The organism is Streptomyces parvus (assembly GCF_014648875.1).
Classification (GTDB): domain Bacteria; phylum Actinomycetota; class Actinomycetes; order Streptomycetales; family Streptomycetaceae; genus Streptomyces; species Streptomyces parvus.
In genome coordinates, this window is record NZ_BMRY01000011.1 from 239995 (window position 1) to 266544 (window position 26550).

Annotated in this window: 24 protein-coding genes; 18 read left to right on the plus strand and 6 right to left on the minus strand. The window is 73.0% G+C overall.

Features of this window, described 5'->3' with window-relative positions:
- Positions 1-68: 68 nt before the first annotated feature.
- The 3 genes from IE140_RS29510 to IE140_RS29520 all read right to left on the minus strand — a co-directional run bounded on the left by IE140_RS29510 (position 69) and on the right by IE140_RS29520 (position 3117).
- Positions 69-668, minus strand: a complete 600-nt coding sequence (locus tag IE140_RS29510) for a carbonic anhydrase (protein WP_150198308.1) — start codon at positions 666-668, stop codon at positions 69-71.
- 360 nt (positions 669-1028) lie between these two features.
- Positions 1029-1688: a response regulator transcription factor gene (locus IE140_RS29515; protein WP_032766127.1), complete on the minus strand. Its 660-nt coding sequence runs from the start codon at positions 1686-1688 to the stop codon at positions 1029-1031.
- Positions 1618-3117: a sensor histidine kinase gene (locus IE140_RS29520; protein ID WP_093445585.1), complete on the minus strand. Its 1500-nt coding sequence runs from the start codon at positions 3115-3117 to the stop codon at positions 1618-1620. Before IE140_RS29520 ends, IE140_RS29515 begins: the two co-directional genes overlap by 71 nt.
- Positions 3118-3149: 32 nt before the next feature.
- Here IE140_RS29520 and IE140_RS36465 point away from each other — a divergent pair, with 32 nt between their 5' ends.
- The 8 genes from IE140_RS36465 to IE140_RS29555 all read left to right on the plus strand — a co-directional run bounded on the left by IE140_RS36465 (position 3150) and on the right by IE140_RS29555 (position 11629).
- A complete protein-coding gene (locus tag IE140_RS36465; protein WP_268252793.1) occupies positions 3150-3275 on the plus strand; it encodes a hypothetical protein in 126 nt (41 codons plus the stop codon).
- 716 nt (positions 3276-3991) lie between these two features.
- Positions 3992-4147 carry a hypothetical protein gene (locus IE140_RS29525; protein WP_167533584.1) on the plus strand — a complete coding sequence of 52 codons (156 nt, stop codon included), beginning with the start codon at positions 3992-3994 and terminating at the stop codon, positions 4145-4147.
- 131 nt (positions 4148-4278) lie between these two features.
- Positions 4279-5520: a phenylacetate--CoA ligase family protein gene (locus tag IE140_RS29530; protein ID WP_150197674.1), complete on the plus strand. Its 1242-nt coding sequence runs from the start codon at positions 4279-4281 to the stop codon at positions 5518-5520.
- 32 nt (positions 5521-5552) lie between these two features.
- Entirely contained in the window at positions 5553-6068 is a 516-nt protein-coding gene (locus tag IE140_RS29535) for a glycine-rich domain-containing protein (RefSeq protein ID WP_150197673.1), read from the plus strand.
- A gap of 40 nt (positions 6069-6108) precedes the next feature.
- Entirely contained in the window at positions 6109-7425 is a 1317-nt protein-coding gene (locus tag IE140_RS29540) for an MFS transporter (RefSeq protein ID WP_150197672.1), read from the plus strand.
- Positions 7426-7748: 323 nt separating this feature from the next.
- Positions 7749-8234 (plus strand): DUF6643 family protein, encoded by a 486-nt coding sequence (locus tag IE140_RS29545; protein ID WP_150197671.1) that lies wholly within the window; start codon positions 7749-7751, stop codon positions 8232-8234.
- Positions 8235-8411: 177 nt separating this feature from the next.
- The gene (locus IE140_RS29550) at positions 8412-9032 is read left to right on the plus strand and encodes an Rv1733c family protein (protein WP_150197670.1); all 621 of its coding nucleotides are present in this window, start codon (positions 8412-8414) and stop codon (positions 9030-9032) included.
- A 167-nt stretch (positions 9033-9199) separates the two neighbouring features.
- Positions 9200-11629, plus strand: a complete 2430-nt coding sequence (locus tag IE140_RS29555) for a right-handed parallel beta-helix repeat-containing protein (protein ID WP_150197669.1) — start codon at positions 9200-9202, stop codon at positions 11627-11629.
- Here IE140_RS29555 and IE140_RS29560 read toward each other — a convergent pair.
- On the minus strand, positions 11596-14028 hold the full coding sequence (locus IE140_RS29560) for a hypothetical protein (protein WP_189460844.1): 2433 nt from the start codon (positions 14026-14028) through the stop codon (positions 11596-11598). The genes IE140_RS29555 and IE140_RS29560 overlap by 34 nt on opposite strands.
- A gap of 229 nt (positions 14029-14257) precedes the next feature.
- On the opposite strand from IE140_RS29560, the gene IE140_RS29565 reads away from it, so the two are divergent.
- The 5 genes from IE140_RS29565 (at position 14258) to IE140_RS29585 (ending at position 19993) form a co-directional block, all read left to right on the plus strand.
- Positions 14258-15091 carry a DeoR/GlpR family DNA-binding transcription regulator gene (locus IE140_RS29565; protein ID WP_150198700.1) on the plus strand — a complete coding sequence of 278 codons (834 nt, stop codon included), beginning with the start codon at positions 14258-14260 and terminating at the stop codon, positions 15089-15091.
- Between the two features lie 61 nt (positions 15092-15152).
- The gene (locus IE140_RS29570; protein WP_088576465.1) at positions 15153-15605 is read left to right on the plus strand and encodes an SRPBCC family protein; all 453 of its coding nucleotides are present in this window, start codon (positions 15153-15155) and stop codon (positions 15603-15605) included.
- A gap of 89 nt (positions 15606-15694) precedes the next feature.
- Positions 15695-17725 carry a hypothetical protein gene (locus IE140_RS29575; protein ID WP_189460846.1) on the plus strand — a complete coding sequence of 677 codons (2031 nt, stop codon included), beginning with the start codon at positions 15695-15697 and terminating at the stop codon, positions 17723-17725.
- Between the two features lie 127 nt (positions 17726-17852).
- Positions 17853-19388 (plus strand): SDR family oxidoreductase, encoded by a 1536-nt coding sequence (locus IE140_RS29580; protein WP_150196662.1) that lies wholly within the window; start codon positions 17853-17855, stop codon positions 19386-19388.
- 125 nt (positions 19389-19513) lie between these two features.
- The gene (locus IE140_RS29585; protein WP_150196661.1) at positions 19514-19993 is read left to right on the plus strand and encodes an SRPBCC family protein; all 480 of its coding nucleotides are present in this window, start codon (positions 19514-19516) and stop codon (positions 19991-19993) included.
- Between the two features lie 48 nt (positions 19994-20041).
- Here IE140_RS29585 and cds1 read toward each other — a convergent pair whose 3' ends face one another.
- On the minus strand, positions 20042-21175 hold the full coding sequence (cds1, locus tag IE140_RS29590; RefSeq protein WP_150196660.1) for an L-cysteine desulfhydrase Cds1: 1134 nt from the start codon (positions 21173-21175) through the stop codon (positions 20042-20044).
- A 235-nt stretch (positions 21176-21410) separates the two neighbouring features.
- Here cds1 and IE140_RS29595 point away from each other — a divergent pair, with 235 nt between their 5' ends.
- From IE140_RS29595 to IE140_RS29610, 4 genes are all read left to right on the plus strand, one after another.
- Positions 21411-21728: a hypothetical protein gene (locus IE140_RS29595; protein ID WP_075268683.1), complete on the plus strand. Its 318-nt coding sequence runs from the start codon at positions 21411-21413 to the stop codon at positions 21726-21728.
- 257 nt (positions 21729-21985) lie between these two features.
- Positions 21986-22504, plus strand: coding sequence for an ATP-binding protein (locus IE140_RS29600; RefSeq protein WP_006122603.1), 519 nt, complete (start codon positions 21986-21988; stop codon positions 22502-22504).
- 142 nt (positions 22505-22646) lie between these two features.
- Positions 22647-23216, plus strand: coding sequence for a TetR/AcrR family transcriptional regulator (locus IE140_RS29605; RefSeq protein ID WP_229826943.1), 570 nt, complete (start codon positions 22647-22649; stop codon positions 23214-23216).
- A gap of 10 nt (positions 23217-23226) precedes the next feature.
- The gene (locus tag IE140_RS29610) at positions 23227-23808 is read left to right on the plus strand and encodes a DUF4865 family protein (protein ID WP_150196659.1); all 582 of its coding nucleotides are present in this window, start codon (positions 23227-23229) and stop codon (positions 23806-23808) included.
- Positions 23809-23898: 90 nt separating this feature from the next.
- On the opposite strand, the gene IE140_RS29615 is transcribed toward IE140_RS29610, so the two are convergent.
- Positions 23899-25113: an ROK family protein gene (locus IE140_RS29615; protein WP_093441404.1), complete on the minus strand. Its 1215-nt coding sequence runs from the start codon at positions 25111-25113 to the stop codon at positions 23899-23901.
- Between the two features lie 239 nt (positions 25114-25352).
- Here IE140_RS29615 and IE140_RS29620 point away from each other — a divergent pair, with 239 nt between their 5' ends.
- Positions 25353-26483: an MFS transporter gene (locus IE140_RS29620; RefSeq protein WP_093441401.1), complete on the plus strand. Its 1131-nt coding sequence runs from the start codon at positions 25353-25355 to the stop codon at positions 26481-26483.
- Positions 26484-26550: the final 67 nt, after the last annotated feature.

Sequence of the window (26550 nt, forward strand, 5' to 3'; positions counted from 1 at the left end):
CTCCTAGGAGTGGGGGGGGACAGCGGGTGTCGGCGGAGCTGCCCGCCGTGCTCACCCTCGGGTAGCTGTCACAGGGAGGAGAAGGTTCCGGTGAACGGGTCGTGGATCTGCACGGCGCCGGTGTGCACCTCGTAGTACCAGGCGTGCAGGCCGAGCCGGCCCTCGCGCGCGGCCTGGTTCACACACGGGTAGTCGCGCAACGTGTTCAGCTGCGCCACCGCGTGACTCTGTACGGGCTGTTCGCAGTCGGGGCCGAAGTCGCCGTAGCCGCGGGGGCCGTCCGGCGGGGGGCATCTGCTCAGCCAGCCGCGCACCGCCGGCAGGGTCCGCAGATCGTCCCCCCGGGCCAGGGCTCCGACGGCCCCGCAGTGGGAGTGCCCGCAGAGGATGATGTCGGACACCTCCAGCACGCGGACTGCGTACTCGATCGTCGCCATCTCGCTCGTGGGCGCGTCCGGATCGTAGGGCGGGACGATGTTCCCGGCCGTGCGCATCTCGAAGAGTTCGCCGGGGTCGGAGTCGGTCAGCAGGGTGGGGACCACCCTGGAGTCGGAGCAGGTGATGAACATGGCGGAGGGCTTCTGGCCGCCCTCGAAGCTCCGGAGGTCACGGCCCGCTCCGCCGCAGCGGGAAGGGAAGGCGCGGGCGTGGTCGATGAGTTGTCGCACAGGAGAGTCCTCCCTGAGGAAGTTTACGTGTGGTGTGTCGCGCGGGCGCGTTCGCAGCCGCTCGCAACCGGGCCCTCGTGGCACACGGAGGCCCGGACCCACGGGGGATCAGTGGGTGTGTTCGTGCCGCGGGGCAGGAGGGGTGTTCCCTCCTCCGTGCCCGCTGGTGCGATGGAGCACTGCCTGGTCCCCGGGCGAGGGCCGTGGCGGCCGTCCGGCCGCTCACGGAACCCCCGACACCCGGGAGCCGTGGGGATGAGTCTCCGGGAGGGCGATGAGGCAGCGGTGAGACAGCGGTGAGACTGTTCTCATCGGCCTCGGCGGTCCGTGTCCGCCGGGCGGACCCGCCCGCTCGGGAGGTCAGGCCCGCAGCCGGTATCCCACGCCACGTACGGTCTGGACCCGGTCGGCACCGATCTTGCGCCGCAGGTAGCGGATGTAGACGTCGACGATGTTCGACCCCGGGTCGTAATCGAACCCCCATACCTGGCTGAGCAGTTGCTCCCGGGACAACACCCGTTCGGGATTGCGCATGAGGGTCTCGGCGAGGGCGAACTCCCGGGCGGACAGGTCGGTGACGCGTTGACCCACCTGGGCACGCCGGGTCCTGAGGTCCAGGACCAGATCCCCCACTCTCAGCAGGAAGTTCTCCGGCGGCTCCTCCCTGCGCAGTCGCAGCCGGACCCGGGCCAGCAGCTCGTCGAAGGCGAACGGTTTGACCATGTAGTCGTCGGCTCCGCTCTCCAGGCCCGCCACGATGTCGCTCACACTGTCACGAGCGGTGAGGATGACGACGGGCAGTGTGACCCGTGCCTTCCGCAACTTTCGCAGCACGGTCAGCCCGTCGTCGCCGGGCAGTCCGAGGTCGAGGATGAGGAGGTCGAAGTCCCGGCTGCGGGCGTGCTCGTAGGCGGCGGCGCCGTCGGCGACGACCCGGGTGACGTACCCGCTACGGCGCAGGCCTTTTTCGACGAAGGCGGCGATTCGCGCCTCGTCCTCGGCTATCAGAATCCTGCTCAAAGGGGGTTCCTTCGGTCGTGGGGTGCAGTGCGGGAAGGTCGATGACGAATCTCGCGCCGCCCTCGGGGACCTCCTCGACGCGCACGGCACCGTCGTGCGCCTGGGCGATCTCGCGGACCAGCGCGAGCCCCAGGCCGATACCGGTGGCGGCACGGCCGGGGACCGCGGTGCCGCCCTGGTAGAAACACTGAAAGATCCGCTCGCGGTCCTCCGGGGCCACACCGGGCCCGGTGTCCGCCACCCACAGCAGCACCCGGCCGCGCAGAAGGCGCGACCCGATCTCGATGACGTCGCCCTCATCAGTGTGGCTGACCGCGTTGGCCGCGAGCTGCATCAGCGCCTGGGTGACTCGCTGTCCGTCCAGGTGCACATGGACGTCGGCGACCTCGGCCACGGTCCAGTGCCGCCGCCCCAGCGCCTGCGCCTTGGCCGCCGCGTCGACCACGAGGTCGGTCAGGCTGGTCTGGCCGAGGGTGAGGAAGTCGGGGCGCTCGGCCCGGGCCAGGAGCAGCAGATCGTCCACGATCCGTCTCATCCGGTCCAGTTCGTCGAAGAGCAGGGCCCGGGTCTGGCGGTGGCGACTGCCGGCATCCTCGTCCATGAGCTCAAGGTGCCCCCGCAGGACCGTGATGGGGGTCCGCAGTTCGTGCGCCACCTCGTCCAGGAAGCGGCGTTGCGCGGTGAAGGCGCCGGACAGGCGGTCGAGCATGTGGTTGAACGTCTCGGCCAGGGCGGCCACGTCATCGCTCCCCCGCACCGGCAGCCGCTGGCTCAGGTCCGTCTCGCTGATCCGCTCGGCCGTCTGCCGGACGAGCCGGATCGGGGCCAGGACCCGGCCCGCGACCAGCCAGCTCGCCAGCCCCGCGACCACCAGGGCGAAGCAGCCCGAGGCCAGCAGCAGCCGCGCCATGTGGCGCTCCTGGCGCAACTCCTGGTCCCGGAAGGACAGCAGGACGAGCCGGGTGTCGGCGTGGTCGCCCGCCATCTGCACCGGGACGACGCCGTAGCGGACCTTGCCCGCCGGGGAGTCGAGCCATCGGATACGGGTGTCCGCCGTACGTGCCATCAGGGCCACGACCGTCGGGTCCCGGTCCAGACGTGCGGGAGCCGGGCCCGGGCTGCGCCGGTCCGCCCGCCCGTCGACGACGCTGAAGAAGGCGCTGTTGTGCTCGGGGCGGTGGACCGCCATGAACGCGGTCAGCAACGCTGCTCCCGTGGTGAAACGCTCACCGGTGTACGGGTCACGGGAGGTGCGGGCGAACGTGCGCAGCTTGTCGGCCTCGGACAGGAGCCGTGCGTCGACCTGACGGTCCAGTTCCGCCTGCCAGACGATCGTGATGCCGAAGGTGGGCACGGCCAGGGCCGCGCCCAGCAGCAGGAGCATCCAGCCGACGATGCGGGAGCGCGCGCTGACGGTGCGCCCGATCATCAGTCGTCCCACTCGTCGCCCGCATCCCCCCGATGGCCGGGGGGCACTTCCCCGTCGTCGTCCTCGTCGTCCTGCTCGTCCTCGTCGTCCAGATCGTCGTCGTCCACCTCACCCCGTGGAGCCCGCGACGCGGCCTCGTCATCGCCGGCGATGGGTGAGCCCCCCTCATGCCCGCTGCCTCCGGGGCCCTCTCGGGATTCGTCCGTCGCGTCCTCGGCTGCGGGCGGGGGCGAGGGGGACACGGGCCGGCCACCCGAAGAGGTCCGGCTCGCATCGGGCAGGGGGGCGGGCGGTACCGCCGTGGGACGGGCGGGGCCGGGGGCAGCGGTGGACGACGGCGTCGGGCCGTGCAGAACGGGCACGACCACCGCCGGCCCCATGGAGGGCGGCACACTCTGCCCGGGCCATAGCCAGACGGTCAGCAACACCAAGGATCCCGCGCCACATCCCGCTAATACCGACCCCATCCCTCGCCACAGCATCCGACCATTCTGCCTTCGCCCGCCCCTGGAAGCGGACTTGAGGAGAGCATTCTCATCTTCGGGCGACGACTCCCGTCCGCATCCCGCGACAGCACCGCCCTGCGAGCCGCCGCAAAGCGCCCCATACTCCGGCTCCACCCGTGTTCATCAGTGCCTTCGCGTGCATCGTGAGAGCGTGCGCGAGTCGCGCGCCGCTACGCCCGCGGTACTGGTCCGGCACAACTCGATCGAGCCGAATGAGCCCCGCGGGAGTCCGGTTCTCATGGTTCGGCATTGCCATTCATTGACAGACGCTCAAGCGCGCTTTTACATTCGGCCAGCGGGTCGAGGGAGAATTCCGTTACTCGGCCCGGCACCGCGAGTACCTTCCGCACCCATCACCGGAGGACCTCATGGAACAGCTGATCGAGAAGATGACCCAGGACCGCGTCTGGCAGAATTGGCTCGCCGCCAACTCCGCCCAGGGGTCCGCGAAGAACGGATGCATCAGCGCCGCACCCAAGAGCGGTTGCATCAGTGCCGCACCGAAGTCCGGCTGTATTTCCTGATCCACTGCGGGGCGCCCGGGGCCGTGTCTGCCGGAGCTCGCCCAGCCACCGCGGCGCGTCCTCGGGCGTCCCCGCACGGACTCTCTCATAGCCCAAATTTCTCCAGCTGTGCGAAAAATGAGAGGGAATTAATGAAAGGCCAGCCGACCGACGAGGTCATCGACCTCATACGCGACATACCGATCTACCAGGAGTCCTTGGCCAAGGGCCACTTCCCCGTGCTCGACAAAGCGGAGATCGCCCGCGGGTTCCCCGGCAACTGGATGACGCCCCGACTGGCCGCGGCGTTGGAGAACGGCGAGGCGGAGTTCGTTCTGTCCACCGGCACCAACCACGCCCGGATGCGGATCATACGACCGCCGTTCTTCCTGCTCCGCTCGTACTACGAACTGTGGCGCGGCCACCCCGACATCGGCGGGACCTGGGACTCGGGCTGTCCCCGCGTCTCCCTGACCACGGTCCTCGCGACGGAGCACGTGGCACGGGTCAACGCGGCCCGTCGCGGTGTCGAACGCGAGCGGGTGTCGAGCCTGGCCGACCGCCGGCTGGACGAGCGCACCTGCTATCTCAACCTCCGCCTGGATCCGGCGCGGTGGGACCGCCAGGACGTCCTGCGGATGCTCCGCGAGATCGACCAGGTCCGGTCCGCACATCCGCAGGGTCAGTACCATCTCGACTGCTCCGGCTATCACTTGGCGCATCTCGTCCGAAAGGCCGAGGCGTGGGGCCTGGGGAACGCGTTCCCGGAGCCGGCCAGCATCATCCACGCCTATGAGTACACCCCGGTGAACGTGCGGCGCTTCCTGCACCAACGCTTCGCCTGCCCGGTCATCGACCTGTTCGGCAGTACGGAGTTGGGCTATCTGTACTACAGCGACCGGGAGGGAAGGTACTGGCCGCATCTCGACGGGATGAGCGTCGAACTGCATCCGGTGGCCCCCGGAAGCACGATCCATCAACTCGTCGTCACCAGTGTGCGCAATCCCCACATGCCGCTCGTCCGCTACGGGTCGGGCGATTGTGTGCGCACCCTGGACGGCACGCCGGACCCCGCGGGAATCGTCCAGTTCTGCGGCCGGCTCAAGGAATTGCTCCCCACACCGAACGGACCCGTCGCCCAGGGCGACCTCGACCGGCGCATCGCGGCTGTATCCCCCCGTATCTTCCTGCACCAACTCCGCCTCCACGGCGAAGCGGAGGCCACTCTCCTCCACACGACGTTCACCGGCGAACCGCTCGGAAAGTCCGAGACCGATTCGCTACGGCAGAGCACCGCCGAACTGACCGGGCGGAACTGCCGGGTCGAACACCGCACCCGTATCCCCATCGGGCCCTCAGGCAAGTACGCCTGGCTCACCTCCCACCGCACCTGACGGCCACCGCCCTCCCTCCGGAAAAGGATTCCATGACCAGCGGACGAACAGTCTCCGCCGATGACCTCAGAAATCTGATCGGCGAGGACCTGCACACCGAAGTGGTGCAGCATTTCCAGCAGAAGTCACCTGACACATCCCCCGACTTCATGGAACGACAGATCACCGAATGCCTGCGTTATCTCTATCTCGTCTCCCTGCACCGCGACCGTCTCAGCGGCCTTTTCCTGCCGGTCGAACAGGACATCGACGAGATATGGCACTACCTCATCCTGCAGACCCGCGAATACCGTGAACTGTGCGAAGAACGGCTCCCCGGCCGGTTCTTCATCAACCACCGCAGCATCGCCTACGAGAGCTACCAGGAAGGCCCGGGGCGCGAACAGGCACTGGAGGAGGCTCTGCGCTGGATCCCCCTGTACTGCCAGGAATTCGGGCCGTTCGACGAAGGCGCACTGCCGCACTGGACCATGGTGAGATTCCTCCACGAGCAGATGCTCCTCTCACTCGCGGACATCTCGGGCCTGAAACCCACTCCCGTGGCCTGAAAGACCGCCCTTCGCCCGTACGACGATCGGATGCCCAACCATGTCGACGCGCGGCAGACAGCCGGCGGCCACGGGTGAAGTACCGGAACAGCGGCGCGTTCTGGCCGTGCTGGTACTCGCCCAGACCATCGGCGGGGCCGGTCTCACGGCGGGAATCACCGTCGGAGCCCTGCTCGCCGAGGAGATGCTCGGCTCCACCGGCCTCGCCGGAGTGCCGAGTGCGCTCTTCACCGCGGGGGCCGCACTCGGCGCGCTCGGCATCGGCAGGATCTGCACCCTGCGGGGCCGCCGCGCCGGGCTGACACTGGGCTATGCGGTCGGGACGGTCGGCAGCATCGGCGTGGTGGCGGCCGCCGCCGCCGGAAGCGTCGTGCTGCTCCTCCCGGCTCTCCTGGTGTACGGAACGGGTACGGCCACGGGCCTCATGGCGCGCTACGCCGGCGCGGACCTGGCCGCACCCGCCCGGCGCGGACGGGCCGTCAGCACGGTGCTGGTCGCCACCACTCTGGGGGCGGTGACCGGGCCCGTCCTGGTGACGCCGACCGGCGAGATCGCGCAGGCCTTGGGCGTGCCGCGGCTCACCGGGCCCTTCCTGCTGGCGGCCGTGGCGTTCGCCGCCGCCGCGATCGCTCTCGCCTGCCTGCTCAGACCCGATCCGCTCCGCCTCGCCCGCTCCCTGGCCGTCTCTCTCCGCGCCGTCCCCGGCGACGGTGCCGAGAGCGACGGCGGAGAGTGGCCGGCCGGGACGGGTGACGGCACGGCCGCGCCCACCGGGAGACGCGACGTCGCCGTCGGCACGACCGTGATGGTCCTGACCCAGGCCGTGATGATCGCGGTCATGACCATGACCCCTGTGCACATGCTGGCGCACGGCGGGTCGGCCCAGGCCGCGGGACTCGTGATCTCCCTGCACGTCGCGGCCATGTTCCTGCCCTCCCCTCTCACCGGGCTGCTCGTCGACCGCGTCGGCAGGCGGTGGGTCGCCCGCGCCTCCGGACCGCTGCTGCTGGCCGCGGGAGGACTCGCCGCCCTGGCGCCGGCGGATTCGGTGCCCCTGATCAGTGCCGCGCTCGTGCTGCTGGGTCTGGGCTGGAACTTCGGACTGATCAGCGGCACCGCGATCGTCACCGACGCCCTCCCCCCGGAACGGCGCGCCACGACCCAGGGGGTGGTGGACGTGGGACTCGCGGTCGCCGGCGCCACCGGAAGTCTGGTCTCGGGTCTGGCCGTCGCGCGGTACGGCTTCACGTCGATGGCCCTCGCCTGCGGGCTGGCGGCGCTGCTGGTCCTTCCGGTGGTGGGACGTCCGTCGCACCGCGCACCCCGCGCGACCGCTCCCACCGGGCCGGGCGGATGAGGACCGGGCTCCGAACGGACGGGGCGGAACGAGGGCGGAGCGGGCCGACGCTTTTCGGCCCGCGGACGATCTCCCCGACGCGGAACCGGTCTGCATGCCCCTATGGCCAAACGCTATTCGCTTCCCGCCCGAGCGCGTCCGCTCCGTTCCCGATCAAGAGCGCGAGCACCGGTCGAAGCCGTCGCTCATCAGCGAAAGGACCCCGCCGTTAACGAAAGCTTTAACCTCGCTTTGGCGGGCCGGGCGCACAGAACCTGCGTAAAACGGATAACCCAAAGATTGGGGCTCCCCATCCGGCACATCGTGGGCTTAACTTAGGTGGCATGACGTCCCCCCGCTCCACCTTCGGCGGCGGCTACTACGCCGCGTCGTTCCCCGACACTCCGATCTACGACTCCTTGGTCGCGGAGCGGGGAACCCCTCAGATCGCCCCCATCCGTGTGCCGGCCGCGTACGACACCGGCAACAGCTATCTGCCGGCCCTGCCGTCGGCGCTGCCGGCCCTGCCCGCGGCCCCGTCGCAGCAGACCGGCTCCTACGGCTACCCGCAGCAGCAGCCGATGCCGCAGTACCAGCAGGCTCCGTCGCAACAGGCGCCGATGCAGCACGCCCAGCTGCAGCACGCGCCCGCGCCGTACATCCCGCAGCAGCCCTCGGCGGTCCGCGGCTATCCGCAGCAGCCCCAGCCGCCGCGCCCCGCGCCCGCCACCGGGTACGAGTCGATGCGTCCGGCCTCGACGCGCCCCGTGCCCGCCCAGTCGCCGTACGAGGACCCGTACAACCGGCCGTACCAGAGCCGGGGGTACTGAACCGCCGCCCCTCTCCGTACGGCACGGTGCGCCGGGGGACGCACCAGGCAACCTCCGGCGGCTGAAAGTGGTCTGGAGGTACGGAGGCCGGGCTCGGCATCTCGACGATCCACCGCACCACGGGCCCGCCGAGGCAGGCCGCGGGGACATCGATCGACGGGAAGACGGGGGCACGGCGTGAGGGGGCAGTGGGTACTGCTGTGGGCTCTGCTGCGCGGGCGGAACAATCCGCTGCGCCGTGCCACCGACCGCCGCGAGGCCTGGGTGGCGCTCGGAGCGCTGCTGCTTCTCGTGGTCGGGGCCCCGGCCGCGGGCTGGGCGGGCGGTTCGGCCGCCGACGCCGCCCTCCAGAAGTCCGTACGCGCCCAGCACCAGGAACGCCGCCCCGTCGACGCGGTCGTGGTGGGCCGTGCGCCGGGACGGGACCGGTACGTGGGTGATCCCGAGGGCGGCTCCGAGCGGGCCGCACGCATCTGGGTGGTGGCGTCGTGGCAGGCCCCGGACGGCAGCCCGCGCACCGGGGAGGTGGCCACCGCGTCGGGGCCCGGCGCACCCGGGTCCCCACTGCGGATCTGGACGGACGGGGCGGGCCTTCCGGTTGCCCCGCCGATGGACGGGCGCGCCGCCCGGTCCCACGCGGTGCTGGCCGGTATCGGTACGTTCCTGCTCGCCGCCGGATGTGTCGAGGCGGGCCGCAGGGTGGTCGTAGGGCACATGGTGCGCCGGCGGTACGCGCGTCTGGACCGGGAGTGGGCCGCGGCGGGCGCGGGCTGGGGCCGGGCCGGAACGGGCGGCTGACCACACTCTCCGCCGGCCGGACGCGGCGGTGGGCGACATCGGCCCGAGGGGCCGACTCGTCAACTCCCGGCCCTCACGCGCGCTACGGTGGTCCGACCCCGTCCGCCTCCCCGGCGACGGACGGGCCCGAGGCAGCGCACAGCACGAGGTGGGGGCACAGCAACGCCATGGCACAGGGCACGGTCCAGGTGACGCACACCGGCACATCGCGATGGCGCCGCCGCACCGGCGAGTACGCCTCCCTCTCCGCGGCCCTGGAGGCAGCGGCCGAGGGCGACGTCCTCGCCGTCGCTCCCGGGACCTACCGGGAGAACCTCGTCGTCCCCCGCGCGGTCACGCTGCGCGGCCCCGAGGGGTCGGCCGGCTCCGTACGGATCGCGCCGCTCGACGGCGTACCGCTGACCGTGCGCGCCTCCGCCGTCGTCCAGGGCCTGCACATCGAGGGCCAGGACTCGGCGGCTCCGGCGCTGCTGGTCGAGGACGGTACGGCGGAGCTGACGGACCTGCGGATCGTGACCCGGTCCGCCGCGGGCATCGAGGTGCGCGGCGCGGCCAGGCCCACCGTGCGGCGCTGCACGGTCGACAATCCGGCCGGGGTCGGCATCGCCGTACTGGACGGCGCGGGCGGCGTGTTCGAGGAGTGCGAGATCGTCTCGGCGGGCCAGTCCGGGGTGTCGGTCCGCGACGGCGGGCATCCGCGCCTGGACCGCTGCCGGATCCACCACGCGTCCGGGGCGGGCATCGGTGTCACCGGCGACGGCAGCGGCCTGGAGGCGTTCGGCTGCGAGGTGTACGAGATCAAGGGCAGCGGCATCCAGGTCACCGCCCGCGCCTCGGCCCACCTCACCGACTGCACCGTGCACCGCACCTCGGCGGACGGCGTCACGCTGGACACCGACGCGGTACTGACGCTCGCCGACTGCGACATCCACGACATTCCGGAGAACGCCGTCGACCTGCGGTCGCGTTCGGTACTCACGCTGACCCGCTCCACGGTCCGCCGGTTCGGCCGCAACGGACTCTCGGTCTGGGACCCGGGGACCCGGGTCGACGCGAACCAGTGCGAGATCCACGACAGTACGGGCGACTATCCGGCGGTCTGGGTCAGTGACGGCGCGACGGTGATACTGGACGCCTGCCGGGTGCACGACGTGCCCGACGCGCTGTTCGTCCTCGACCGGGGTTCGCGGGCCGACGTGGTGGACAGCGACCTCTCCCAGATCCGTAACACCGCCGTGTCGGTGAGCGACGGGGCGACCGCGCAGCTCGACGACTGCCGGATCCGGGAGGCGTCCACGGGCGCCTGGTTCCGTGACCACGGCAGCGGCGGCACGCTGAACAACTGCACCATCGACGCGGCACAGACCGGGGTCATCGTCACCAAGGGCGCGGACCCGACCATCGAGCGCTGCACGGTCACCTCGCCCGCCGAGGCAGGGTTCTACGTCTCTGCCGAGGGCCGGGGCACCTTCGACGGCTGCCGGGTGACGGGCAGTGAGGGGTACGGCTTCCATGTCATGGAGGGCTGCCGTACGACCCTGACCCGGTGCCGTACCGAACGGTGCGCGCGGGGCGGTTACGAGTTCCCCGAGGGGGACGGCGGTTCCGCGGCGGGTCCGGTGGCCCGGGACTGCACGAGCGACGAGAGCGGTCTGCGGACGGCTCCGGCCCCGCCTCCCCCGGTTCTGACGGCCACGCAGTCGACGCCGGGTCTGCTGGGCGCGCTGCCCGGGCAGCGCCCGGTCGAGCCCGCCCCCGAGCCGGTCGCCCCGGCGGAGCCGGCCCGGGACTCCTCGGCGGTCCTCGGTGAACTGGATGCGCTGGTGGGCCTGGACAGCGTCAAGCGGGAGGTGCGGGCGCTCACGGACATGATCGAGGTGGGCCGGCGCCGCGCGGAGGCCGGCCTGAAGGCCGCGTCCGTCCGCCGCCACCTCGTCTTCACCGGCTCCCCCGGTACGGGCAAGACCACGGTCGCCCGGCTCTACGGGGAGATCCTGGCCTCGCTCGGGGTGCTGGAGCGCGGCCATCTGGTCGAGGTGTCCCGGGTCGACCTGGTCGGCGAGCACATCGGTTCGACGGCGATCCGGACCCAGGAGGCGTTCGACCGGGCGCGCGGCGGGGTGCTGTTCGTCGACGAGGCGTACGCCCTCTCCCCCGAGGACTCCGGCCGGGACTTCGGGCGGGAGGCCATCGACACGCTGGTGAAGCTGATGGAGGACCACCGGGACGCGGTGGTCGTGATCGTCGCGGGCTACACGCTGGAGATGGAGCGGTTCCTCACCGTCAACCCCGGGGTGGCCTCGCGGTTCTCCCGGACCATCACCTTCCAGGACTACGCCCCCGAGGAACTGCTGCGGATCGTCGAGCAGCAGGCCGAGGAGCACGAGTACAGCCTGGCGGCGGGGACCGGGGAGGCGCTCCTGAAGCACTTCACGGCGCTCCCCAAGGGCCCCGCCTTCGGCAACGGCCGTACCGCCCGCCAGACCTTCGAGTCGATGGTGGAGCGGCACGCGGGCCGGGTCGCCCAGCTCGCCGAGGTGAGCACGGACGACCTGACCCTGCTCTACCCGGAGGACCTGCCCGACGTGCCCTTCTGAGTCCGCGCCTCCGTCTGCCGGGGGACGAGCGGGCCCAGCTCCGCCAGGAGGTCGGCGCGCGCGTCGGCGAAGGCCGGGTCGGCCTGGTAGTCGGAGTGCCCGAGGATCGGTTCGGGCAGCGGGAGCCTCGTGGTCCGCCCGTAGGCCAGCGGGTCCTTCAGGGGGCCCCGGTCGACGCCCGGGTCGGGGTCGGCGTCGATGCGGACGGGGCCGCCGATCGGGTCGGTGGCCCGCCACAGATTCCGCCAGCAGTGCACCGAGCGGTGCAGCCCGAGCAGTGCTCCTGCGCCGAAGTAGGCCGGGAACCACCGTCCGTACAGCCGCTCCAGAGGCGATCCGTAGGTGAGCAGCGCGACCCGGCGGCGGGTGGCGTCGGGCAGTTGCCAGACGGCGGACGCGGCGAGCACGCTGCCCTGGGAGTGGCCCGAGATGACGAGCCGGCCCCGGGGCATGGTCGATGTCCAGGCGGACATCCGCGAGGCGAGGTCGGGGACGGCGCGCTCGGCGTAGCACGGGGGCGCGAAGGGGTGGGCGGCGCGGGGCCAGAAGGTGCCCACGTCCCAGAGGATGCCGATGGTCCGGCGGGCCGAGGCGTCCTTGTAGGCGCGGCGGCCGCCGGCGACGAAGAGTATGAAGCCGAAGCCGATCAGCCAGGAGCCGGTGGACTGCGCGGCGTCGGCGAGCGATTCGAGGAGCGGCCCGCTGCCGTCGGCGGCCCGGCCCGGCACCTGGTCGCTGTACCAGGATCCGGCGATCGCGCCCGCCCCCAGGAGCAGGGTGGCGGCGGAGACCACGCCGACGATCCAGGGGGCGGAGTCGGTGAGGGCGGCGGTGGCGCGGATCCGGGCGATGCGGCGGGTGCGGCCCTCGTCGGGCTCTTCCGGGGCGTACTCCGCCTCGACGACCGGGCCCAGCCGGCGGGCGGTGCGCGCGGTGCGGACGACGAGCACCAGGACGGGGACGAGCAGGAGGAGCAGAAGCACCGGGATGACGGAGGCCTGCCAGCTGAGCAGGACCGGCGGCCCGGCGATATCGGCTTCGCGGCCCATGCCCGGGGTGCCGGGGCCGTCCAGCCAGTCGGCGACGCGCTGGGCCACCCCGCCGGTCATCACACCGCCGAGGGCGCAGGCGAGCATGGCGACCGCGGGGCCGCCCAGTCCGTACAGGACGGTGTGGGGCTCGGGGGTACGCCGGTAGAGGCCCCGGGCGACCACGGCGAGGGCGACGACGAGGACGCCCTGGCCGAGGGCGAGGAACCGGAAGGTGGCCTCGCCGGGCAGGGCGCCCGAGGACTGCCAGTCGGGGCGCGACCAGGACGCGTACAGGACGGCGAGGGCGAGCAGGGCCAGCGCGGAGCCGGGCAGACAGCTGATCAGGGCGCCGTCCAGACGGGTGTCGCGGGTGCGTTCGCTGCGGCCCCGGCGGCAGACGACCCAGAGAACGACGAGTGCGCACAGGACGATGCCGCCCTCGACGGCCGCGCCGATGATTCGGGGCACCGGCCCTTCGGCACCCCGGTCGTGCCGTGCGGCGGCGCCGGCGACGGCCGCGGCGACCGTCAGGAACCCGGCCGCCGTGTGGGCGGCGCGGAGCCGGGCGACGAGCCGCCGGCCGTACCAGAATCCGGGCCTGCCGAGCGCGGGGCGGACCGGGGCGGCCCTGCGCGGGCTCCCGTCGGCGGCCGGGCCGGGTGCGTCCGGGCCGTGGGCCGCCGCCGCCCCGAAGGGGTCGTCCTCGTCGAAGTCCTCTCCGTCCAGCGGGCGTTGGGACTCGTACGCGCTCCAGGTCCGGTTGGACAGGTACCACAGGAGCCCGACGAGGGCCGTGGGCACGAGCGCCGCCAGGGCGAGGCGGCGGCCGGGCTGGGACCACCAGCCGCCCTGACGCTCCGAGAGGAAACCGAGCCAGGAACGGCGTTCGGCACAGGCGTCGGTGCCCGCGCACTGCCAGGCCAGCAGGTCGAGGGCGACCTCGCAGGCGGCCGCCGTGAGCAGCACGGTGAGGCTGAGCGCGACGAGCCGCACCAGGACCCCGTACAGCCGTACGGCGCGGGTGCGGCCGGTGGCGGTGGGGCGCATCCAGTGGGCGAGGTTGACCACCATGAACGGCAGGAGCAGCAGCCACAGCGCGCGGGAGCCGTTGCCCGAGGTGAGGCCGGACCAGCAGTACGCCTCGGCGACGGGCTCGTTCCCGTAGCGCTCGGGATGCTTCTCGCCGTGGGCGTCCTCGGTGCGCCGGTACACGGCGGCGGTCGTGTCCCCGGTGACCCGGACGGTACGCGGGTCGCCCAGCATCTCCTGCGGGGTGGCGCCGCCGACGCCGTGGACGAGCAGTTCCAGAGCGCTTCCGGTGGGCTCGGGGGACGGGGTGGGGGGCGGGGACGGGGCGGCAGGAGCCAAGGGGGAACTCTTTCTCGGGCGAGCGGCACGGCGCGGACGGGTGCGGGCGGAGCGGGCGGCGGGGAAGCGGCGAGACCGCCCGGAGCCACGATCCCCGGTCCGGGGCGGTGATGTGGGCGGTCTCACGGAATCTCCCCAGGTGATACGCCGGACATGCCTGCGTGGCAGGATGAGCGTGGCCCGCAGACCGCTGCGGACGGTACGGCAGAGGGAAGGACCGGACCCGGCGTTGAGCGAGAATCAGAACCTGCTCGCGGAGCAGCGCCGTGCGCTGATCCTCGACGAGGTGCGCAGGCGTGGCGGGGTCCGGGTCAACGAGCTGACCCGCAAGTTGAACGTCTCCGACATGACGATCCGCCGGGATCTGGACGCGCTGGCCCGCCAGGGCGTCATCGAGAAGGTCCACGGCGGTGCGGTCCCGGTCGTGGAGGCGAGTACGCACGAGCCCGGGTTCGAGGCGAAGTCGGCGCTGGAGCCGAGCGCCAAGGAGGACATCGCGCGGGCGGCGGCGGCGCTGGCGGTGCCCGGTAGCGCCATCGCGCTCTCGGGCGGGACGACGACCTTCGCGCTGGCCCGGCATCTGCTGGACGTGCCGGATCTGACGGTGGTGACCAACTCGGTGCGGGTGGCCGACGTGTTCCACGACGCGCAGCGTCCGGCAGGGGGGCGCGGCGCGCGGCCCGGGGCGGCGACGGTGGTGCTGACGGGCGGGGTGCGCACCCCCTCGGACTCGCTGGTCGGGCCGGTCGCGGACCGGGCCATCGACTCCCTCCACTTCGATGTGCTGTTCCTCGGGGTGCACGGGATCTCGGCGGAGGCGGGGCTCTCGACGCCCAATCTCGCGGAGGCGGAGACCAACCGCCGTTTCGTCCGGGCGGCGCGCCGGATCGTGGTGGTGGCCGACCACACCAAGTGGGGCACGGTGGGCCTGAGTTCCTTCGCCGCGCTGGAGGAGGTCGACACGCTGGTCACGGACGCGGGCCTGGCGCCGGAGCTGCGCGTGGAGATCGAGGAGCATCTGCCGGGCCTGGTGGTGGCGGGCGACGCCCCTGCGGACGGCTAGCGGGCGTCCGACGATTCCGTTCTGCTCGGCGGGTGCGCCGCACACCCCCTAGGATCGGGCCGTGGCCGTCTTCCGGATCGAGCGCTTCTCCCCTCTCCCCGCAGCCGAGGCCTGGCACCGGGTGACCGACTGGGAACGGCACGCCGCGCAGGTGCCGTTGACGTCGATCTCGGTTCCGACCGGCCTTCCCTCGCAGCTCGGCACGGTCTTCGTGGCGCGTACGGGGCTGGGTCCGCTGGCGTTCGACGATCCGATGGAAGTGGTGCGGTGGACGCCGCCCGCGGGGGGCCGGGCCGGGGTGTGCCAACTGGAGAAGCGGGGTTCCGTGGTGCTGGGCCGGGCCTCGATCGACGTGCTGCCCACGGATTCCGGTTCCCATGTGGTGTGGGTCGAGGAGCTGCGGGTGCGGTTGGTGCCCCGATGGGGTGACCCGCTGCTCGCCTCCGCCGGGCGACGGATGTTCGGCAAGGTCCTGGACGCCCTGCTCGCCGCTCCCGGAGACGCGCACGGGTGAGGCTCCGCGTACGGGTGATGTGACCGTCACACGATTGACTCGTTTGTCGGTATGACCACCCCGCCACGGCCCCGGAAGGCACCCATTCCATGCCGATCCATCAACCGCAGCAGCGGACCGACGTACGCTCCGACCGCACGGGCGTGCAGCAGGCCGAGGCCGCCCTCGTGGAGCACTACCCGCGCCTGGTACGGCTCGCCTACGTCGTCCTGCCGCCGGCACTCGGCCGGCACCGCCGGGTCCTGACCGCCCACGCCGTCGTCCAGCGGGCCCTGCCCGCCGCCGCGAGCAGGACGCAGAGCTCGCGCGTTCCGGCCCAGTCCCGCCGGACCGGCGCTCCGGCGGGCGCGGAGCCCGCACCGGAAGGCACCTCGGCGGACCGTGGCCCCTCGGGCGCGGCGTACGGCTGGGTGCGGCAGCGGGTGCTGCGGGCGGCGCTGGCCCACGAGCGGCGGCCCCGCTGGTGGCCCGGGCGGCTGCCGGCGCCGGCCGCGCTGCGTCCGGCCGTGCCGGTGGTGTGGGGGCTGCGGCTCTTCCCCCGGGCGGGCGGGGTCGACGAACTGGCCCTGGACCGTTCGCTGTCGGCGGTGGACGGGCCGGTCCGGGCCGCGTTCGCGCTGCACCTGCTGGAAGGGCTCGACGAGTCCGGGGCCCGGGAGCTGCTGGCCGGGGCGGGGGCGGCGGACCCGGCGGGCGCGGTGCGCAGGGCGGCCCGGCTGGGGCGTCCGGACCGGGCCGGGGCGCAGGCGATGCTCAGGTCCGGCGAGTTCGACCCGTGCACGGTCCAGACCCGCCCGAGCGACCTGCTGCGGCGCAGGCACCGGGTGCGGGCGGCGGCGTTGGCCGCGGTGCTGTGCGTGGTGGCGGGCGGCCTGGCGGTGGCCGCCCGGGAGGGGGCGCGGGGCGGGGGCGAGGACCGGGCCCCGGCGGGTGTGTTCGCGCCGGTGCTCGATCCGGCGGAGCTGATGCGGACGGCGGCGGAGCGGTGGGCGGACACCTCCCGCGTCGACTTCACCGCCTGGCCGGCCAGGGGCGGGCGCACGGACGACGACGGGCTGCTGGGCCGGGCGCTGCGGGCCTGGGCGGGGCCGCCGGAGTCGGTCCGGGTGTCCGCGACGCCCGGCACGTTCACGGTGCCGCCCGCGCAGCCGCCCCGGCTGCTGTTCGCGGGTGAGGTCGACGGGGCGGCGGTGGTGCTGTTCCACGACGGCGGGGTCCGGGTCGTGCGGTACGCGGAGCCGCTGTCCGGGTCCGGCGGGGCGGCGCTCGACTTCGCCCGGACCGACGACGCGGACGTGACGACGGGTGCGGCGGTCGTCGTCAGCCGTACGGGCGACGGGGCGCGGTTCCTGCTCGCCCCCTGGATCGACGCGTCGACCACCCGGGACCTGCTCGCGCCGGACACGCCCGGACGGGCGCTGGAGGTGGGCCCGGACGGGGTCACCGCAGCGGTGCCCCGGCCCGCCGCGGGCGGCGCGTGCGAGACGTGGCCAGTACTCCAACTGCGGTCCTCCGAGCGGATCGTGGAGAACCACGCGTTCCTGGTGACGGATCTGGGCGATCTGGCCCCCGTACACCTGACGTACACGCCGAAGCCGGGGCGGGGTGCGCCGGCCCGGCAGCCGCGTGAGGCGACGAGCACCGAGGCGCTGGTCGCCTGGGCGCGTACGGCGTGTTCCCTGCGGACCCTGGCGGGCTCCGGCGTGCGGTCGGTCAACAACTGGGCCTTCGCCGAGCAGAAGCTGCCCGAGGGCCGCGCGTCGGCCGACTGGCTGTGCACCAGGGCCGACACCTGGCGGGGCCCCGGCCGGGTCCTGGTGCAGTTCCTCGCCCCCGCCGCTTCGCCCACGGAGGCGGCCGCGGTGGTCGCCGACCGCGACGACACCGCGCTGTGCAGCAGGTTCGGGCAGCACGTGCTTGCGGGTACGCACTGGAGGGCGGACTCGGGCCGGTGGTACGTCCTGGCCGCGGGGAGCCGGGCGGTGACCCGTATCGAGGCGAGCGGGGCGGTGCGGGGCGCGGCGGGCGGGCCGACGTTCGCGGTGCGGGCGCCCCGGGGCGCCGACGTGGAGCTGACGGCGTCACTGCGCGAGGGCGGGAGGCTCGCGGCGGTGCACTGAGCCGGCACGGGGCCGAGGGCCCGGGGGGCCTGGAGGCCCGGGGCCGTCACCGTATCGACGGAGCCGATGCCTCCGTACGGAGTCCCCCGACCGGTCCCGGAAGCCGTCCGGTGTCACACTCGGACAGGTGACGGATCTAGAGGAAAACCCCGGCGGCAGCGCGGAACTCCCCGACGGATCGGCTCCGCGCTGTCTGGTGACCGGGGCCACCGGTTACATCGGCGGCCGGCTGGTGCCCGCGCTGCTCGACTCCGGACACCGGGTGCGCGCCCTGGCGAGAACGCCGCAGAAGCTGCGCGACTACCCGTGGGCGGACCGGGTCGAGGTGGTGCGCGGCGATGTCACCGACGCCGGTTCCCTGGCGGAGACGATGCGGGACGTCGATGTGGCGTACTACCTGGTGCACGCGCTCGGCACCGGCTCGTCCTTCGAGGAGACCGACCGGAAGGCGGCCAGGACCTTCGGCGAGCAGGCGCGGGCGGCGGGGGTGCGCCGGATCGTGTATCTGGGCGGGCTGACCCCGACCGGGGTGCCGGAGAAGGACCTGTCGCCGCATCTGCGTTCGCGGGCCGAGGTGGGGCACATCCTGCTGGATTCCGGGGTGCCGACGGCGGTGCTGCGCGCGGCGATCGTCATCGGTTCGGGTTCCGCCTCGTTCGAGATGCTGCGGTATCTGACGGAGCGGCTGCCGTTGATGATCACCCCGAGCTGGGTACGGACCCGGATCCAGCCGGTGGCCGTACGGGACGTGATCCGCTACCTGGTGGGGTGCGCGGCGCTGCCGGCGGAGGTGAACCGGGCCTTCGACATCGGGGGCCCGGACGTCATGACGTACCGGGACATGATGCAGCGCTACGCGGCGGTGGCGGGGCTGCGGCGACGGCTGATCCTGCCGGTGCCGGTGCTGACCCCGACGCTCTCCAGCCGCTGGGTCGGTCTGGTCACGCCGGTGCCCAGCTCCATCGCCCGGCCGCTCACGGAGTCGCTGCGCCACGAGGTGGTCTGCGCGGAGCACGACATCAAGGAGTACGTCCCCGACCCGCCGGACGGGACCATCGGCTTCGACCGGGCGCTGCGGCTGGCCCTGAAGCGGATCCAGGAGGCGCGGGTCGACACCCGCTGGTCCAACGCCGCGGTGCCGGGCGCGCCGAGCGACCCGCTGCCCACCGACCCCGACTGGGCGGGCGGCAGTCTCTACCGCGACGAGCGGGAGATGGCCGTGCCGGTCGGGCCGGAGGCGCTGTGGCGGGTGATCGAGGGCATCGGCGGGGAGAACGGCTGGTACTCCTTCCCGCTGGCCTGGGCGGTACGGGGCTGGCTCGACCGGCTGGTCGGCGGGGTGGGGCTGCGGCGCGGCCGGCGGGACGCCCAGCATCTGCGGGTGGGCGACTCGCTGGACTTCTGGCGGGTGGAGGAGATCGTGCCGGGCCGGCTGCTGCGGCTGCGGGCCGAGATGCGGGTGCCGGGACTGGCCTGGCTGGAGCTGTCGGTGCGCCGCGACGAACGGGGCCGGACGGTGTACGGGCAGCGCGCGCTGTTCCATCCGCGCGGGCTGTTCGGCCACGCGTACTGGTGGAGCGTGTGGCCGTTCCACTCGGTGGTGTTCGGCGGGATGGCGCGCAACATCGCCGAGGCGGCAGCGGCGGAGGAGAAGCGGCGCTGAGCGGTGACCGGCAGTAGTCGCTGAGCGGTGACCGGCAGTGGTACAGACAACTGACGGTCAGGCCGCTAGGGTGTGCGCTCCACAGACCACACACCGCGACTGCGGACCGCCGGGAGGTGCACGGGATGGCACGCCGACTCCGTACCGTGGGAAGGGATTTCACCGACTCGGCACCGATGCGGCTGGTGTTCGCCGCCGAGGTGTCCGCGCCGCCGGACGTGGTGTACCGCGCGCTCGCCGATGATGTCGCGTCCTGGCCGTCCTGGTTCACCGCGGTCACCCGGGCCAGGCCCACCGACGCGGGCGCGGGCCGGGAGGTGCGGCTGCGGGGCGGCGTCCGTTTCCGCGAGACGATCGTCGCCACCGAGCCGGGCAGCTGTTACGCCTACCGGGTCGACGAGACCAACGCACCTGGTCTGCGGGCCCTGCTGGAGGAGTGGCGGCTCACTCCGGAGGGGGCGGGGACCCGGGTGCAGTGGACCTTCGCGGCCGACGGGACGGGGCTGTTCCGGCTGGTGCTGAGCCTGGGCCGGGCCGGGGTGGGCCGGTCCTTCCGGGACGCCGTGCGCCGCCTGGACACGCGGCTGGCGGCGACGACGCCCTGAGCGGTCGGGGCGGCGGGCTCTCGGCGGGCCCGGGCCGGGCGCGGGCTGTCAGCAGGGCCAGGTGCCGGTGGCGAGGAAGGCGTCGATGGCGGCGGTGTACGGGGCGATGTCCAGGCCCTGTTCCTCCAGCCAGGAGTCGGAGTAGTACTTGTCCAGGTAGCGGTCGCCCGGGTCGCACAGCAGTGTGACGACGCTGCCCTGCTCGCCGCGCGCCACCATCTCGGCGATCAGCTTGAACGCGCTCCACAGGCCGGTGCCCGTGGAGCCGCCCGCCTTGCGGCCGATGGCGCGCTCCAGGGCGCGGACGGCGGCGACGCTGGCGGCGTCGGGCACCTTCATCATGCGGTCGATGGCGCCGGGCACGAAGCTGGGTTCCATGCGCGGGCGGCCGATGCCCTCGATGCGTGAGCCGTGGTCGCTCTTGGCGTGCGGGTCGTGGTGGGTCCAGCCGTCGAAGAAGCAGGAGTTCTCCGGGTCGGGCACGCAGATGCGGGTGTCGTGCTGGAGGTAGTGGACGTAGCGGGCGATGGTCGCCGAGGTGCCGCCGGTCCCGGCGGTGGCGACGATCCAGGCGGGTTCCGGGTAGCGCTCCAGACGCAGCTGCTGGTAGATCGACTCCGCGATGTTGTTGTTGCCGCGCCAGTCGGTGGCGCGCTCCGCGTAGGTGAACTGGTCCATGTAGTGTCCGCCGGTCTCGGCGGCGAGCGCCGCGGACTGTTCGTACATGGTGCGCGAGTCGTCCACGAAGTGGCACTGCCCGCCGTGGAATTCGATGAGGCGGCACTTCTCGGGACTGGTGGTGCGCGGCATCACGGCGATGAACGGGACGCCGATCAGCTTGGCGAAGTACGCCTCGGACACCGCGGTCGAACCACTGGACGCCTCGATGACCGGCTTGCCCGGCCGGATCCAGCCGTTGCAGAGCCCGTACAGGAAGAGCGAGCGGGCCAGGCGGTGCTTGAGGCTGCCGGTGGGGTGTGTCGACTCGTCCTTGAGGTACAGGTCGATGCCCCACGCCTCGGGCAGCGGAAAGCGCAGCAGGTGGGTGTCGGCGGAGCGGTTCGCGTCCGCCTGGACCTTGCGGACGGCCTCCTTCAGCCAGGACCGGTACTCCGGGTCGCTGCGGTCGACGTCCACGGTCGCTCTGGCCCCGCTCCCGGCCGTGTGTTCACTGGACTTCATGGGCCTGCTCCTGTTGGTCGTCGATCCGGTGCTCGCACCTCCCACGATAGGCTCCCCACCTGCACAAACGGTCACTTTGATGGTCCATAGCGCTGCCTTTGGGCGCCGCCTGCGGGGCGGCTGTGACGGGCGGTGCGGGCGGCCGTGCGACGGGCTTCCGGGCCCTCTGGCGGTCCGGCCCGTGTCCGGGCACACTGCAACAGCAGGAGTAGTGACGAAGGGGGGCGAATCCGCGATGGCGGACGTCGAGTTCAGTGCGTCGGGGGTCAGGATCGAACGGTTCACCAGGTCGCTGACCAGGGCCGGTCAGGTGGTGGTGAAGGACGGCCGGCTGTCGCTCCTCACGAGCAACGGGCGGGAGATCGACAGCGCCCCGGTGGGCACGGTCAGCGCCCGCAAGTGGTGGTTCATCGCGGCGGATTCCGTCATCGCCCGGGTGAACGGGGTGCGATACCGGTTGACGATGGGGCAGCGCAACCGCAGACGCGACGGGTCGGCTCCGCTGCGGCGCTTCCTGGAGACCCTGCGCAGCGCGCGGGGCCGCCGGGACTGAGCCGGCTGTACGTTCCACGGCGACCTGGCTCCCGGGCCGTCGGGCTCCGCCGCGAGTTGCGGAGCCCCGGCCCCTGGGCCACGCTGGATCCACGTCACTGATGGTGCAGCCTCGGTGACAGAGCGATCCGCTCCACGGACCGGGTCGCGCGACACGAGCAGACACGACAAGAGCAGAGCGGATTCGGCAGTCAGTCGTCCGCCGGGCCCGTTCGTGTCTCTTCTCTTCTTCCGGACCTATTTCGGGGAGTCGCAGCCGTGATCAGCGAGCCAAGCAGGCACTGCACGGTGGAGCTCCAGGCCCTGCCGTCGCGGATCGGTCAAGTCCGCAGAATCATCTCGGCGCAACTGCGCTACTGGCATCTCGATCCTCTGATCGACCAGGCGGCCCTGGGCGTCACCGAGCTTCTCACCAACGTTCACCGGCACGCACAGCCGGACAAGTCATGCACCGTCGACATCGAGCTGCTGCTCGACCGTCTGACGGTCTCCGTCCACGACCACGATCCGCGCCTGCCCACGGTGAACGAGGCGGATTCGTTCGCCACGTCGGGCCGGGGCCTGGCGCTGATCGCCGCCGTCAGCGAGAGCTGGGGCGTGCGGCCGATCGGCTCGGCCGGGAAGGCCGTCTGGTTCACTCTGCCGGCGGTCACCGGCGCCTCGACCCTGCCGCCGCTCGCGGTCTACGGGTCGATGACCGACGGGCCGTTCGGGGCCGTGACCATCACCCCCGACGACATCGCGGCCCTGCCCGCCCGGTCGGCCGTCGTCGGCTGACGGAGCGGTCCCGCCTGCCCGGGCCCGGGCAGGCGGGACCGGGGGTTACGGGGTCACGCCGGACCGTCGCCCACGGGCCTTGCGCCCACGCCACACGGCGCCTCCCTCCCCTTCTGTACCTACTGGTATGTACACTGCGGGCATGAGCACCCCGGACCGACTGATCCAGGCCACCCAGGAGCTCCTGTGGGAGCGCGGCTATGTGGGCACCAGCCCCAAGGCCATCCAGCAGCGGGCGGGCGCCGGCCAGGGCAGCATGTACCACCATTTCAACGGGAAGCCCGAGCTGGCGCTCGCCGCCATCACACGCACCGCCGAGGAGATGCGCCGGACGGCGGGGCTCCTGCTGGACGGCCCCGGCAGCGCGTACGAGCGCGTCGCGGCGTATCTGCTGCGCGAGCGCGATGTGCTGCGCGGCTGCCCGGTGGGGCGGCTGACGATGGATCCGGACGTCATCGCCGACGACGAGCTGCGCGCACCGGTGGACGCCACGTTCGACTGGCTGCGTGCCCGGATCACCGCGATCGTCCAGGAGGGCGTGGAGGCGGGCGAGTTCGCGCCGGGGACCGATCCCGGGCCGGTCGCGGCGGCCGTGGTCGCCACCGTGCAGGGCGGCTATGTGCTGGCCCGCGCCTCGGGCCGGTCCGTCGCCTTCGACCATGCGGTGGAGGGCCTGCTGTCGCTGCTCGCCGCCCGCACCCGGCAGAACTGAGGAGCACCGCGTGCACGCCATGCAGTACGAGATCACCCTCCCCGCCGATTACGACATGGGGATCATCCGCGACCGGGTCGCGGCCAAGGGCCGTCTCCTCGACGGTTTCCCCGGGCTCGGCCTCAAGGCCTATCTGATCCGGGAGCGTGCGGCGGGGGCGCCGGTGAACCAGTACGCCCCGTTCTACCTGTGGAACGCCCCCGAGGGCATGAACGCCTTTCTGTGGGGCGCCGGATTCCAGGGCCTGGTCGACGACTTCGGCCGCCCCGAGGTCCAGCACTGGACGGGTCTGGCCTACCAGGAGGGGCCGTCGTCCGGCGCGCTCCCCCGCGCGGCCGTCCGGTCGCGGCGGCCGGTGCCGTCCGACGTGCGGCCGGCCGACGCCGTCTCGGCAGCCCTGGAGGAGACCCGCCGGACCGCCGCTCTGCCCGGCGTGGTGGCGACCGCGCTGGCGGTGGATCCGCGCCGCTGGGAGCTGACGCACTTCACCCTGTGGGAGCGGCCGGAGCCCGGGGCGGCGGGCGAGACCTACGAGGTGCTGCACCTGTCGTCGCCCGAGGCCGGCCGACTGCGGCGGGGCCGGCTGTGGTGAACGGCGCGTAGACCCGGGCGCGTTTCAGCCCGACGCAGGCTCCGGGCCCGGGCGGCAGGCCGAAACAGGACCCGGGCCGGGGCGGCCGCTTCAGGCCAGCGCGGCGAGCGGGTCGTCGAGGACCGGCTGCCAGGCCAGTTCGGCGGCGCCCACCAGGCTGTTGTGGGCAAGGGTGCACGGCAGGATCGGCACGCTGCCGCTGCGCCCCCACAGGCTGCGGTCGGCGACGACGGCGCGCAGCCGCTCGGGGTCCGCCTCCAGCAGGTCGCGGTGGAGGCCGCCGAGGATGATGCGGTCGGGGTTGAGGATGTTGACCAGTCCGGCGAGCCCCAGGCCCAGCCGGTCGATCAGTTCCTCGGCGGCCTGCCGCACCGCCGGGTCGTCGTACTCCGCGCGGAGCAGGTTCCCGGCCTGCTTGAGGAGGGACTCCTCGGGGCCGGGTTCGCGGCGGGCGGTGGTGAGGAAGGCCAGCGGGTCGGTCTCCACGTCGAGGCAGCCGCGCCCGCCGCAGTGGCAGGGGCGCCCCTCGGGGTTCACGGTGAGATGGCCGACCTCCAGGGCGAGGCCCGAACTCCCGCTGTGCAGGCGACCGTCGAGCACGAGGGCCCCGCCGACGCCCCGGTGCCCCGTGGCCACGCACAGGAGGTGCTGGGCGCCCCGGCCCGCACCGTGCCGGTGCTCGGCCAGCGCGGTGAGATTGACGTCGTTGCCGGTGAACGCGGGTCCGGTGATGCCCGCCCGGCGCACGCAGGCGGCGAAGATGTCCCGGACCGGGGAGCCCGCGGGCCAGGCGATGTGCAGCGGGTTGAGGGCGGTGCCCTCCGGTTCGGCGACCGCCGACGGCACGGCGAGTCCGGCGCCGACGCAGCGCAGCCCGCTGGCGCGGAGCAGTTCGGCCCCCGCCTCCACGACCTCGCCGAGGACCTGCGCGGGGTCGGCCATCACCGCGACGCAGCCCGGCGAGGTGGCGACGATCCGGCCGCCGAGCCCGACGAGCGCGGCCCGGAAGCCGTCGGCGTGCACCTGGGCCGCGAGGACGACGGGGCCGGTCTCCAGGACGGACAGCCGGTGCGAGGGGCGGCCCTGGGAACCGGCCGCCGACCCGGGGCTGGAGTCGACGCGGATCAGCCCGAGCGCCTCCAGTTCCGCGGCGACCGCCCCGGCTGTGGCGCGGGTGACGCCGAGTTCGGAGGTGAGGACGGCCCGGGTGGGGGCGCGTCCGGTGTGGACCAGTTCCAGTGCGGGCCCGAGCGCGCTGCGGCCCCTCTCCAACTTGGTCCGGGTGGTGGTCGCCTTGCCGTTCATGGGGGCGAGTCTCCCATGATCCGGAGGCCTCCCGGACGCCCAGGGCCGGTCCGGGGATCCCGTTCAGGCCACGGCCGCGCCCCCGGAGGGCGCGGTGTGCAGCGGTGTTGCGTCCGCCGTCGGAGCGCCCCTATGCTGAGTTTGTGCCGCAACTAAACAAACTGCGGACGGCCCTACCCGGGGGACCCGGCGGAGACACCGCCCCACCCGCGTCGGCCCGCCTCCGTACCGCGCTGACCGTGTTCTTCGCCCTCGACGGGTTCCTCTTCGCCGGCTGGGTGGTCCGTATCCCGGCCATCAAGCAGCAGACCGGAGCTTCCGCCTCCACCCTCGGCCTCGCCCTGCTCGGCGTCTCCGCCGGTGCGGTGATCACCATGATGCTCACCGGCCGGCTCTGCCGCCGCTACGGCAGCCATGCCGTCACCGTGGCCTGCGGTGTCCTGCTGCCCCTGAGCATCGCCCTGCCCGCCCAGACCCATTCGGCGCTCTCCCTCGGCCTCGTGCTGCTGGTGTTCGGAGCCGCGTACGGCGGGATGAACGTGGCGATGAACAGCGCCGCCGTCGATCTGGTCGCCGCACTGCGCCGGCCGGTGATGCCGAGCTTCCACGCGGCGTTCAGCCTGGGCGGGATGGTCGGCGCCGGGCTCGGCGGCCTGGTCGCGGGCGGTCTCTCCGCCTCGACCCATCTGTTCCTGCTGGCCGGAATCGGCCTGCTGGTCACCGCGTTCGCCGGACCTTCCCTGCTCCGCCACCGCCCCGCCCCCGCCGCTGCGGAGGCCGTCGGTCCGCGCGAGCCGAAGCAGCGGCTGTCGCCCCGGGCCCGCCGGATCGTCGTGCTCTTCGGTGTGATCGCCCTGTGCACGGCGTACGGGGAAGGCGCCCTCGCCGACTGGGGCGCGCTCCACCTGGAACAGGACCTGGGCGCGCACCCCGGGCTCGCCGCCGCCGGATACGCGCTGTTCGCCCTGACGATGACGGCGGGCCGGCTGACCGGGACCCTGCTCCTGGAACGGCTCGGCCAGACCCGCACCCTGGTTCTCGGCGGGGCCACGGCCGCGGCCGGGATGCTGCTGGGCTCGCTGGCCCCGACCGCCTGGCTGGCGCTGGCCGGCTTCGCGGTCACCGGACTCGGGCTCGCCAACATCTTCCCCGTCGCGGTGGGGCGCGCGGGCGAACTGGCCGGTCCCAGCGGGGTCGCCGCCGCCTCGACGCTCGGCTACGGCGGGATGCTGCTCGGCCCGCCCGCGATCGGCTTCCTCGCCGACTGGTTCTCGCTGCCGGTGGCCCTGACAACGGTCGCGCTGCTGGCCGCCGCGGCTGCCGTCCTGGGCTACACGGCCCGCAACGCCACGACGAGCGCGGCCGTCTGACCGCCCGCCCGGCCGAGGGAGCCGCCGGTCCCGGCCGGGCCCCGCGCGGCACCGACACAGTCGGAAC